Below are 11,970 nucleotides of genomic sequence, written 5' to 3'. Positions count from 1 at the left end.
CGCGACCTCGCGAGCCCCGAGCCCGAGCGCCGAGCGCCGACCGCGCCCTACGCGCCGACGGTGCTCTCGCGGATGACGAGCGACGGGGTGACAGCCGCCGACGACGCCGTCCCGCCGTCGATCAGAGCGAGGAGCGCCTGCCCCGCGACGCGTCCGAGCTCCTCGAGCCGCAGGTCCACGGTGGTCAGCGGCGGCCTCGAGGCGAGCGCCATCACGTCCCAGTCGTCGAACCCCGTGACCGCGACGTCTCCGGGCACCGAACGCCCGAGCTCCCGCAGCCGGTCGCACACGCCCCGGGCGATCTGGTCGCTGCCGCAGACGATCGCGTCGACGTCGGGCGACTCCCGAGCCAACACGTCCACGGCCTGCCGTCCCCAGCGCTCCGACCACTCGCCGTACAGCGGGTCGGTGACCAAGTGCGACCCGAGAACCGACGAGGCACCTGCCACCCGTCGCGCCGCGGACCGGTGTCGTGCCGGCCCCGTCACGATCGCGACCCGCTGCCGCCCGAGCGAGCGCACGTGCGAGGCGACCAGTGCCGACCCGGCGGCGTCGTCGAGGGTGATCGACACGTCGGCGTCGTCGGTCGAGGGCGTGAATGCGTAGACGACGGGGATCGACACGTCGATCGGGGGCCGGGCGTCGGCGGAACGGCCGGTCACGATGATGCCGTCGACGCCGCGGGCCGCCAGGGAGCGCAGGTAGTGGGCCTCGCGCACGTGGTCGTCGCGGGTGTCGCACAGCAGGACGGCCATGCGCCCGGCGGACAGGGCGTCCTCGGCGCCGAGCAGCACCGGGATCGAGAACCGGCCGAACGAGTCGGTGGTGATCATGCCGACGGTGTAGGTCCGCCCCGACGACAGCGCACGGGCCCGGGCATCGCCGACGAACCCGAGCTTCTCGGCGGCTTCCTTCACCCGCAGCCGGGTGGCGTCCCGCAGCTGCCCGGTGCCGTTCAGCGCCTTCGACGCGGTGCCGATCGACACCCCGGCGAGCGCCGCCACGTCGGTGATCCGGATCGGCTGTCCGGTGCGTTCGAGCGTCACGGCAACCACCTTTCCGACGACCAGGACGTGCCGATGACCTTACACAAAACCGCCGGAATGGTCTTGCGCGACGTGCGCCCCGTGTCGTAGCGTCCACCGCAGAAACCGTTTTCCGGATGGCCAGCTCCATCCGGACGGTGCCAGTCACATCGCAAGGAGGCGACATGACCACCACGCTCGCGACCGATCGCGGCGCGCACACCGCGACCCCGGTCCTCCCGACCGCCGACGCACGCCTGACGCTCCGGCCGCTGCCGACCGGCGACGCCCGGATCACCGGCGGCTTCTGGGCGCTCCGCCAGGAGCGCAACGGCCGTGACGCCGTCCGCAGCGGCTACCAGCAGCTCGAGACGGCCGGCAACTTCCGCAACCTCCGCATCGCCGCGGGACTCGAGGAGGGCGAGGCCGTCGGCCCGATCTTCATGGACTCCGACGTGACGAAGTGGCTCGAGGCCGTTGCGTGGGAGTACGGCCGCGCCCCTGCCGAGGACCTGCTCGACCTGCAGCGCGAGGTCACCGCCCTGTACGCCCGGGCCCAGGCAGACGACGGGTACCTGGACTCCGTGCAACAGGTGCGCGGGAAGGGTGAGCGGTACACGGACCTCAAGTGGAGCCACGAGATGTACTGCGCCGGGCACCTGTACCAGGCGGCCGTGGCCCAGCACCGTGCGACGGGCGACACCGGACTGCTCGACGTCGCGATCAAGAACGCCGACCACCTGGTCCGCACGTTCGGCGACGGCGCCGCACCGGACGGCACGCCGAAGACGCGCGACGTCGACGGCCACCCCGTCGTCGAGATGGGCCTGGTCGAGCTGTACCGCGAGACCGGCAACCGTGACTACCTCGACCTGGCGCACTGGTTCGTCGACGCCCGCGGGCACGGGATCATCGAGCGCGCCGGCGGCGAGCCGACGTACTTCTCCGACCGGGTGCCGAGCCGGCAGGCCACGACGGTCGAAGGCCACGCCGTGCGCGCCGTGTACCTGGCGGCGGGCGCCGTGGACGTCGCGATCGAGACCGGGGACACCGAGCTCCTCACCGCGAGCGAGACGCAGTTCGCGGACATGATGGCGACGAAGGCCTTCATCACCGGCGGACTCGGGGCGCGCTGGGACTGGGAGGCGTTCGGCGACCCGTACGAGCTGCCGACCGACCGCGGCTACGCCGAGACCTGCGCGGCCATCGGCGGGGTGCAGTGGGCCTGGCGGCTGCTGCTCGCCACCGGCAAGCCCGTCTACGCCGACGCGATCGAGCGTCTGCTGTACAACGCGTTCCTCGCCGGGGTGAGCCTGGCCGGCACCGAGTACTTCTACGTGAACCCGCTGCAGCAGCGCGACCACGCCCACCAGGACGAGAACCGCTCCCCCGCCCACGGGCGCCGTGGATGGTTCGACTGCGCCTGCTGCCCGCCGAACATCATGCGCACCTTCGCGAGCCTCGACGGCTACCTGGCGACCGCGACCGACGGCGGGCTGCAGGTCCACCAGTACGCCACCGCCGACCTCGGTCCGGTGCGGGTCGAGACCGACTACCCGCACGAGGGCCGCGTCCGTGTCACGGTCACCGAGGACGGCCCGCTCGCCCTGGGTCTGCGGATCCCGGCCTGGTCGGACACCACGACGGTCACGGGTCCGGACGGGTCCGCGAACCCCACGGCGGGGACGCTGCACGTCGTCGACCGCGAGTGGTCGGCGGGCGACACCGTCGAGCTCGTCTTCGACACGACGCCGCACCGCTACGTCGCCGACGCCCGCATCGACGCCGCCCGCGGGCAGGTCGCGGTCGAGCGCGGCCCGCTCGTGTACGCGGTCGAGCAGGCGGACCAGCAGGGCTTCACGGTCGACGACCTGACGGTCGACGCGGACGCGCCGATCACCGAGGAGCGCCGCGACGACCTGCTCGACGGCGTCGTCACGCTGCGGATCCCGGGGCACGCCCCGGCCGAGCACGTGCAGCCGGCCTGGCCGTACCAGCGGCTGGACGCGACCCGGTCTGGAGGATCGGATAACGCCGGAAACGCGGCCAACGTCGACGACGTGGCCGGTCCGCAGGGCGCCACCACGGGCCTCCAGGCCGGTCGCGACGTCACCGCGATCGCCGTCCCGTACTACGCGTGGGCCAACCGGGGAGCCGCGCCGATGCGCGTCTGGCTCCCGTTGGCTCGGTGACCGGCGTGGACCGCCGAGCGTTCCTCGTCGGCGGCGTCGCCGGCGGGGCAGCCCTCGCCCTGGCCGGGTGCTCCGGCACCCTGCCGAAGGTCGTCGCGAAGCCCGCGAGCTTCGGGAAGAACGCGACCGGCACCGTGCAGGTGTGGTGCCGGTCAGCGACCCAGGCCGGCCTGACGTCGGCCGTCGCCGGGTTCAACAAGGCGAACCCGGCGCTGCAGGTCCAGCTGACGCCCGTGCCGGACGCGCAGTACGTGACCAAGCTCGCGACCGCGATCCGCGGGGGTGAGCCGCCGGACGTCGTCGACATCGACGACATCAACTCGCAGCTGTTCATCTTCCGCGAGGCGTTCGCCGACCTGACCGATGTGGTCAAGGACCTGGACTACTTCGACGCGATCTCGCCGGGGCACCTGCGCCTGCTCGAGTACCGCGACCGGTACTACGGCCTGCCCTACCTGGCCGACAACTCGCAGCTGTTCGTGAACACCGAGCTGTTCGAACGTGCCGGGCTCGACGTCGAGGAGTCGACGAAGGACCTGTCCACGCTGCTCGACGCGGCGAAGGCCATCCGGAAGCTCGACGACGACGTGTACGGCTGGTCGATCTCCGGCAACGCCGCCGGCATCATCGGCTTCGTCACGCAGCCGCACGTCTGGGCGACCGGGGTCGACATGATGACCGGCGAGGTGGGCTCCCAGCGGGCGAACATCACCGGCAACGAGGCCCTCGAACGCATGCTCGAGTTCTACCGGCAGCTGTGGAAGGACGGCGTGCTGTCGAAGGCGACCTACTCCGACGCCGGCACCACGTGGGGTGCCGACTTCCGGGCCGGCAAGGTGGGGATCTTCCCGACCTCGTACGGGGCGACCGTGCCCGCGGCCACCAAGGCGATGCGGGCGAAGATGCAGACGGTGCTCATCCCGTCGTGGGACGGCCAGCGGTCGTTCTTCGACGGCGGCGACAACATGTGCATCCCGAACGGGGCGGCGAACCCGTCCGGTGGGTGGGCGTTCATGCAGTACGCGAACGGCCTCCAGCAGCAGCAGGCGCTGCCGGACGGCGGGTACTTCCCGACGCGGTCCGACGCCGCCACCCCGGAGTACCGCAAGCGGTTCCCGCTGGCGTACGGGCCGCTCGACGCCATCGAGAAGGGCTACGCACCGCAGACGCTGGCGTACAACCTGCTCAACAACCAGCCGTCGTCGCCGTACTTCGCGATGTTCCGCGAGGCCGTGTTCGGGTCGGGGAGCGCTGCCGCCATGCGGACGGCGCAGTCCGACTACCAGCGGATCCTCGACCAGGTGCAGGCCTGAGCCTGCCTGCCTGTCTTCTCCGCTCGTCCCGCTCGTCTCGCTCTTGTTGATGCACAGAGAGGTGCACGCATGTCGACCATCTCCACCCGGCGCCCCGCCGGCCGGACCGGCCCGGGCCGTCCCACCGTGGGCCGCGGCCCGGGGCGTGGCGGCTCCGTCCGGACCCGCAACTCGCTCACCCACCCGCCGCGCACCGGCGCCGTCCTCGTCGCCCCGGCGATCCTGTTCGTCGCCGTCTTCGTGCTCGTCCCGCTCGTGTTCGCGCTCTACATCTCGTTCACGAACTGGCCCCTGATCGGCCCGTACCGGTTCATCGGGCTGCAGAACTACCTGACGCTGTTCCAGGACCCGACGTTCGTGCACGCGATCGGCTACACGCTGCTGTACACGGCCATCGTGACCCTGCCGATCCTGGCGCTCGGGTACTTCCTGGCCGTGCTCGTCCGCGCACGACGCCGTGGCAGCACGATCCTGCGGACGGTGTTCTTCCTGCCGTACGTGGTCGGGCTGACGACGCTCTCGTTCATGCTCGTGCTCGAGGCGCAGCCGAACTCCGGGGCCGTCAACATGGTGCTCCGCTGGCTCGGGATCACCGACGGCAGCACCGCGTGGCTCGTGAACGGCCCGCTGGCGACGCTGCTCATCTGCGTGCTCGTGGTCTGGGCGGTGTCCGGGCTGACCATGGTGCTGCTCATGTCGGCGATGCAGGGCGTCCCCGACGAGGTCTACGAGTCGGCGCAGCTCGAGGGAGCCTCGTGGTGGCAGACCGAACGCCTGATCACGTTCCCGATGATCCGCTCGACCGTCGCGCTGAGCGTCATCATCTCGGTGATCGGCTCGCTGCTGGCCTTCAACCAGTTCTACATCCTGACCCAGGGCGGGCCGGGCACCGAGACCACGACGATCGTGAACGCGATCTACAACCGCGGGTTCGTGAACCTGCAGCTCGGGGCCGCGACGGCCCAGTCGATCGCCCTCGTCGTGGTGATCGCCGCCGTGACGGTGTTCCAGTTCTGGGCACTGCGAGAGAAGGACTGACGCCATGAGCACCACGACCTCCCGTGCGGCCCTCGCGGCGCCGGACCTGTCCACCAGGACCCTGACCACCACGGGCGACGGCCGACGTCGGCGCCACCAGCAGGGCAGCGTCCAGCACCCCCGCGACACCACCGTCAAGCGCACCCTGTACGCCATCGCCGGCATCGGTTCCGCGCTCGTGTTCGGCGTCCCGCTCATCTGGTCGATCCTGCGGGCGTTCCAGTCCGAGGCCGTCATCACGCAGGCCCCCGACCCGGCGACGTTCTTCCAGCTCGGGTGGCAGAACTTCGCCGCCGTGTTCGCCTCGTCGTCGCACCTGCTCACCGGCGTCGTGAACTCGCTCATCGTGTCGATCGCCACGGCGGTGCTGACCGCGGTGATCGCGACGATGGCCGGCTACGGCTTCGCCCGCTTCCGGTTCCGGGGATCCGGGCTCGTGTTCGGCCTGGTGCTGCTGACGATGATGGTGCCGTTCCAGGCCATCCTCACGCCGCTGTACCTCGAGATGAACGCCATGGGGCTGACGAACTCGCTGCTCGGACTCGTGCTGTTCTACACGACGGTGAACCTGCCGTTCGGGGTGTTCGTGATGCGGAACGCGTTCGAGTCGATCCCCACCGAGCTCGAGGACTCGGCCTTCGTCGACGGCGCCTCGCGCTTCCGGGTCGTCGTGTCGGTGCTCCGCCCGCTGCTCCTGCCCGGGGCGGCGACCGCGGCGCTCTACGCCTTCCTGGCGTCGTGGACGGAGTTCCTCGGAGCCCTGACGTTCCTGACGAAGGACTCGCTCTACACGCTGCCGGTCGCGCTGCTCAACCTGCAGACCGGGGCGTACGGGCAGGTGTCGTACGGCAACCTCGTCGCCGGGTCGGTGGTGGCGATGATCCCGTGCATCGCGCTGTACGTCGGGTTGCAACGGTTCTACGTCGCCGGGCTGTCGTCCGGGGCGTTGAAGGGCTGACGGTCGGGTCAGCTCGGGGTCGTGCACGGTCTCGCACCGTGCGCGGCCGCTCGGCCGGTGCGGGGTTGTGCGCGGCCTCGCACCGTGCGCGGCCCCTCAACCGGTGCGGGGTCGATCGCTCGGTGCGGGGTTGTAGCGCCGCACCGAGCGATCAACCTCGCACCGGCCGCACAACGCTGCACCGTGCGCCGCGGCCCCGCGCACGGGAGAACCTCGCACCACCTGCACACCGCCGCACGGTGCGAGGGGGCGCTACGTGCTGCGCCGCACCACCAGCTCGGGCGCGAGCAGCGTCTCGTCGCGGGGCTCCCCCTCGACCAGGGCCCGCACGGTGTCGAGCACCCGCTCCCCCATCGCCCGGAAGTCCTGCCGCACGGTGGTCAGCGGCGGCGTGAAGTGCGCGGCCTCGGGGACGTCGTCGAACCCCACGACCGCGATGTCGTCGGGCACACGCAGCCCCTCGTCGGCGAAGGCGTGCAGCACCCCGAGCGCCATCTGGTCGTTGCCCGCGAAGACGGCGTCGACCGTCCCCACGTCGATGTGCCGGGCGGCCGCGAAGCCGCTCGCCGGGGTCCAGTCGCCCTCGAGCACGACCGGTTCCAGCCCGGCGTCCTGCATGATCCGCACGTATGTCGCGCGGCGCACCTCGGACTCCTGCGACACGTGCGGCCCGGCGATGTGCACGATCCGGCGGTGTCCGCGGTCGAACAGGTGCTGCATGACGAGCGAGGTGCCGGCCGCCTGGTCGATGGCGACGGCGGCGACGCTCGGCGCGACCGGGGTCCGGACGGCGTCGCGCTGCACGGCGTTCGACACCACGACGGGCACCGTGACCGGCACGGTGAGCGAGGCGAGGGCGTCGAGCACCCGGTTGTCGGCGGCGACGAGCACGATCGCGGCGACGTCCTGCGCCAGCAGCGTGGTGAGCGCCCCGGACAGGTCGGACGGCCGCGGTTCCTCGGGCAGGGTCGACAGCAGCACGTGGTACCCGGCGGAGCGGGCGGCCCGTTCGAAGCCGATCGAGGTGCTCGACGGGCCGTACAGCGCGTCGCCGGCGGTGATGATGCCGAGCGCCTTGCTCCGCCCACCGGCGAGCGCCCGGGCGGCGGCGCGGGGCCGGTACCCGAGCTCGGTGACGGCGTCGGTGACCTGCGTCCGGAACTGCTCGCGGACGGTCGGGTCGCCGTTGATCACGCGGGAGACGGTCTGGTGGGACACGCCGGCGCGTTCGGCGACGTCGAAGATCGTCGGGGCCTTCCGGCGCTTGCCGCCCCTGCCCTCGGGGGCGGTCGTGGTGCTCACGCGCCAACCGTACCGCTCGGTCCGGTCGCCGCGGCAAGATCACGAAACGGCGGTGTTGAGTTGACACCCCGTCACGGAACCCACAAGATGTGAGCGCTCACACGAGCGCATCCCACGGGGCACAGCAGCCCCGGCACCCGACCGCGTCGAGGACGACGCGAAGGAACAGAGGTACTTCGATGATGAAGCGCAGGATCATCGCGGGCGTCGCAGCCGTCGGCATCGCGATCTCGCTGGCCGCTTGCTCGGCCGGCGGCCGTGCGTCCACCGATGGTGGCGGCAGCGGCGACAACAAGGGCGCCCTCGTCGGCGTCGCCATGCCCACCAAGGTCTCCGAGCGGTGGATCAAGGACGGCAACGCCGTCAAGAGCGACCTCGAGAAGGCCGGCTACAAGGTCGACCTCGAGTACGGCGACAACAAGGTCCAGCAGCAGGCCCAGCAGGTCAGCAACATGATCACCAAGGGCGCGAAGGTCCTGATCATCGCGTCGATCGACGGTGGCGCGCTCTCCGACCAGCTCGACGCCGCCGCCAAGGCCGGCATCAAGGTGATCTCGTACGACCGCCTGCTCACGGGCAACAAGAACGTCGACTACTACGTGTCCTTCGACAACGAGAAGGTCGGTGTCGACCAGGCGAACAGCCTGCTCACCGGCCTGGGCGTGCTCGACGCGGACGGCAAGAAGACCGGCGAGAAGGGCCCCTTCAACATCGAGGTCTTCGCCGGCTCGCTCGACGACAACAACGCCGGGTTCTTCTTCAACGGCGCCATGAAGACGCTCAAGCCGTACCTCGAGGACGGCACGCTGAAGATCCAGTCCGGCCAGGACGAGCTGTCCCAGGCCGCGACGCAGCAGTGGGACCCGGCCACGGCCAAGGCCCGCATGCAGAACCTGATCGCGAAGTCCTACTCCGGCGGCACCACGCTCGACGGCGTGCTCTCGCCGTACGACGGCATCTCGATCGGCATCATCTCGGCGCTCCAGGGCGCCGGGTACGGCACGAGCGACCGTCCGCTCCCGACGGTCACGGGCCAGGACGCCGAGGCAGCCTCGGTCAAGTCGATCATCGCCGGCCAGCAGTACTCGACGATCTACAAGGACACGCGCAAGCTCGCCAAGCAGTCCGTCACCATGGCCGAGGACCTGCTCACCGGCAAGGACCCCGAGGTCAACGACACGAAAAGCTACGACAACAAGGTCAAGGTCGTCCCGACCTTCCTGTTCCAGCCGACGGTCGTCACGAAGGACAACTACAAGGAAGTCCTCGTGGACTCCGGGTACTACACCGAAGCCGACCTGAAGTAGTCAGGCCCATCTCACGGACCGGAGGCGCGGTGCCAGCCCGCACCGCGCCTCCAGTCCGTCTCCACCAGCGCGCGCACGCGCGCACGACGGAAAGGCGTCCACATGGCGGACACCATCCTCGAGATGCGGGACATCACCAAGACGTTCCCCGGCGTCAAGGCCCTGCAGGGTGTCTCGATCGAGGTCGAGCGCGGCCAGGTCCACGCGATCTGCGGCGAGAACGGCGCGGGCAAGTCGACGCTCATGAAGGTGCTGTCGGGTGTCTACCCGGCCGGCTCCTTCGACGGCGAGATCCTGCTCGACGGCGAACCCGTGCGGTTCGCGAACATCAACGACTCCGAGGCTGCGGGCGTCGTCATCATCCACCAGGAGCTGGCGCTCAGCCCCTTCCTGTCGATCGCCGAGAACATCTTCCTCGGCAACGAGCAGTCCAAGGGCGGCTTCATCGACTGGAACAAGACGAACCTGACGGCCGCCGAGCTGCTCAAGCGCGTCGGGCTGAAGGACAACCCCGTCACCAAGGTCGTCGACCTCGGTGTCGGCAAGCAGCAGCTCGTCGAGATCGCGAAGGCGCTCTCGAAGGAGGTGAAGCTCCTCATCCTCGACGAGCCCACCGCCGCGCTGAACGACGACGACTCCGCGCACCTGCTCGAGCTCATCCGCTCGCTGCAGGCCGAGGGCATGACGGCGATCATCATCAGCCACAAGCTCAACGAGATCAAGGCGATCGCGGACAAGGTCACGATCATCCGCGACGGCAAGACCATCGAGACACTCGACATGCGGGCCGATGACGTGTCCGAGGACCGGATCATCCGCGGGATGGTCGGCCGTGACCTGTCGAACCGGTACCCCGAGCGCGAGAACCCCGTCATCGGCGAGGAACTGCTGCGGATCGAGGACTGGACCGTCCACCACCAGCTCGACTCGTCGCGCGAGATCATCCACCAGGCCAACCTCAACGTCCGCGCCGGCGAGGTCGTCGGCATCGCCGGGCTCATGGGCGCCGGCCGCACGGAACTCGCGATGAGCGTCTTCGGTCAGTCCTACGGCACCGGCATCAGCGGCACCGTCTACAAGCGCGGCACCCCGATCAAGACGCACACCGTCTCGCAGGCGATCGACAACGGCATCGCCTACGTCACCGAGGACCGCAAGCGCTACGGCCTGAACCTGATCGACGACATCAAGCGGAACATCTCCGGGTCGGCCCTCGGCAAGCTCGCCAACTGGGGCTTCGTGAACTCCTCGGAGGAGACCACCGTCGCGACCCAGTTCCTCAAGAGCCTGAACATCAAGGCGCCGAACGTCGACGTCGTGACGGGGAAGCTCTCCGGCGGGAACCAGCAGAAGGTCGTCCTGTCGAAGTGGATGTACGCCGACCCCGACGTGCTCATCCTCGACGAGCCGACCCGCGGCATCGACGTCGGCGCGAAGTACGAGATCTACACGATCATCAACCAGCTCGCCGACCAGGGGAAGGCGGTCATCGTGATCTCCTCCGAGCTCCCCGAACTGCTCGGCATCTGCGACCGCATCTACACCCTCTCCGAGGGCACCATCACGGCCGACGTCCCGCGCGCCGAGGCGACGCCCGAGGTCCTCATGCAGTACATGACCCAGGAACGGGAGACCCCTGTCAATGAACGCGCTTAAGTCCGCCGTCGGCTACCTCACCGGGCAGCTCCGACAGATCGGCCTGTTCATCGCGCTGATCGTCATCGTCATCTTCTTCCAGGTGACCACGAACGGCATCACGCTGGCCCCGATCAACGTCTCGAACCTGATCGTCCAGAACAGCTACATCCTCATCCTGGCCATCGGCATGGTCATGGTCATCATCGCCGGCCACATCGACCTGTCGGTCGGGTCGGTGGTCGCCTTCACCGGTGCCATGGCCGGCGTGATGATCACGCAGTGGAACATCCCGTGGCCGATCGCGGTCGTGCTCTGCCTGGTGGTCGGTGCACTCGTCGGCGCCTGGCAGGGCTTCTGGATCGCGTACTTCGGGATCCCGGCGTTCATCGTGACGCTGGCGGGCATGCTCGCCTTCCGCGGCGCGGCCCAGATCGTCCTGCAGAACCAGCAGATCTCGCCGTTCCCCGCCGGCTTCCGCTCGCTCGGCTCCGGCTTCCTGCCGTCCTTCGGCACCACCGGGTACGAGCCGCTCACGATGATCCTCGGCTTCGCCGCCGCGGCCGTCATGGTGATCGCGGCGTTCCGCGGTCGCATCACGCGTCGCAAGTACCAGCTCGAGAGCGAGCCGTTCGCCTGGTTCATCGTGAAGACGGCCTTCGGCGCCGTGCTCGTGATCTACGTGGCGCTCCTGCTCGCCAGCTACAACGGCACCCCGATCGTGCTCGTCGTGCTCGGCGCCCTCGTGGTGATCTACTCGGTCGTCATGCGGAGCGCGGTGTTCGGCCGTCACATCTACGCGATCGGTGGCAACGCCCTGGCCGCGCAGCTGTCGGGTGTGAAGACGAAGCGCGTGACGTTCCTGCTCTTCGTCAACATGGGTGTCATCTCGGCCCTGGCGGGCGTGGTCTTCACCGGCCAGCTCAACCTGGCGGCACCGGGCGCGGGCAACGGCTTCGAGCTCGACGCCATCGCCGCCGTCTTCATCGGTGGCGCGGCCGTCACCGGTGGCATCGGCACCGTGCCGGGAGCCATCGTCGGCGGTCTGATCATCGGTCTGCTGAACAACGGCATGTCGATCCTCGGTGTCGGCACCGAGTTCCAGTCCCTGATCAAGGGCCTGGTGCTGCTCGCCGCCGTCGCGTTCGACGTGTTCAACAAGCGCCGGGCGGCGTCCGCGCGCAAGTAGCGGGGCGCGCG

General features: G+C 69.7%; 9 protein-coding genes. 7 read left to right on the top strand and 2 right to left on the bottom strand.

Going from position 1 to position 11,970, the window contains the following annotated elements:
• Window positions 1–47 precede the first annotated feature (47 nt).
• A complete protein-coding gene (locus HP445_RS05970; protein ID WP_128780859.1) occupies window positions 48–1,046 on the bottom strand; it encodes a LacI family DNA-binding transcriptional regulator in 999 nt (332 codons plus the stop codon).
• Between the two features lie 164 nt (window positions 1,047–1,210).
• Between HP445_RS05970 and HP445_RS05965 the strand changes: the two genes are divergently transcribed.
• The 4 genes from HP445_RS05965 (at window position 1,211) to HP445_RS05950 (ending at window position 6,526) form a co-directional block, all read left to right on the top strand.
• Entirely contained in the window at window positions 1,211–3,217 is a 2,007-nt protein-coding gene (locus HP445_RS05965) for a glycoside hydrolase family 127 protein (protein WP_128780858.1), read from the top strand.
• The gene (locus tag HP445_RS05960) at window positions 3,214–4,530 is read left to right on the top strand and encodes an ABC transporter substrate-binding protein (protein ID WP_241660431.1); all 1,317 of its coding nucleotides are present in this window, start codon (window positions 3,214–3,216) and stop codon (window positions 4,528–4,530) included. The genes HP445_RS05965 and HP445_RS05960 overlap by 4 nt, the downstream gene beginning before the upstream one ends.
• A gap of 69 nt (window positions 4,531–4,599) precedes the next feature.
• The gene (locus tag HP445_RS05955) at window positions 4,600–5,568 is read left to right on the top strand and encodes a carbohydrate ABC transporter permease (RefSeq protein WP_071247863.1); all 969 of its coding nucleotides are present in this window, start codon (window positions 4,600–4,602) and stop codon (window positions 5,566–5,568) included.
• A 4-nt stretch (window positions 5,569–5,572) separates the two neighbouring features.
• On the top strand, window positions 5,573–6,526 hold the full coding sequence (locus tag HP445_RS05950) for a carbohydrate ABC transporter permease (RefSeq protein ID WP_128780856.1): 954 nt from the start codon (window positions 5,573–5,575) through the stop codon (window positions 6,524–6,526).
• 252 nt (window positions 6,527–6,778) lie between these two features.
• Here the strand turns inward: HP445_RS05950 and HP445_RS05945 are convergent, their stop codons facing one another.
• The gene (locus HP445_RS05945; RefSeq protein ID WP_071404246.1) at window positions 6,779–7,828 is read right to left on the bottom strand and encodes a LacI family DNA-binding transcriptional regulator; all 1,050 of its coding nucleotides are present in this window, start codon (window positions 7,826–7,828) and stop codon (window positions 6,779–6,781) included.
• 179 nt (window positions 7,829–8,007) lie between these two features.
• Between HP445_RS05945 and chvE the strand changes: the two genes are divergently transcribed.
• From chvE to mmsB, 3 genes are all read left to right on the top strand, one after another.
• Window positions 8,008–9,135 carry a multiple monosaccharide ABC transporter substrate-binding protein gene (gene chvE, locus HP445_RS05940; RefSeq protein WP_111029920.1) on the top strand — a complete coding sequence of 376 codons (1,128 nt, stop codon included), beginning with the start codon at window positions 8,008–8,010 and terminating at the stop codon, window positions 9,133–9,135.
• Between the two features lie 102 nt (window positions 9,136–9,237).
• Window positions 9,238–10,791, top strand: a complete 1,554-nt coding sequence (gene mmsA, locus HP445_RS05935) for a multiple monosaccharide ABC transporter ATP-binding protein (RefSeq protein WP_027466161.1) — start codon at window positions 9,238–9,240, stop codon at window positions 10,789–10,791.
• Window positions 10,778–11,959 (top strand): multiple monosaccharide ABC transporter permease, encoded by a 1,182-nt coding sequence (gene mmsB / locus HP445_RS05930; protein WP_027466160.1) that lies wholly within the window; start codon window positions 10,778–10,780, stop codon window positions 11,957–11,959. The genes mmsA and mmsB overlap by 14 nt, the downstream gene beginning before the upstream one ends.
• The last annotated feature ends 11 nt before the right edge of the window (window positions 11,960–11,970 follow it).

The organism is Curtobacterium flaccumfaciens, assembly GCF_013359815.1.
GTDB lineage: Bacteria > Actinomycetota > Actinomycetes > Actinomycetales > Microbacteriaceae > Curtobacterium > Curtobacterium flaccumfaciens.
Note: the sequence above shows the minus strand (reverse complement) of the source record. Positions and strands in the feature narration are given on the sequence as shown.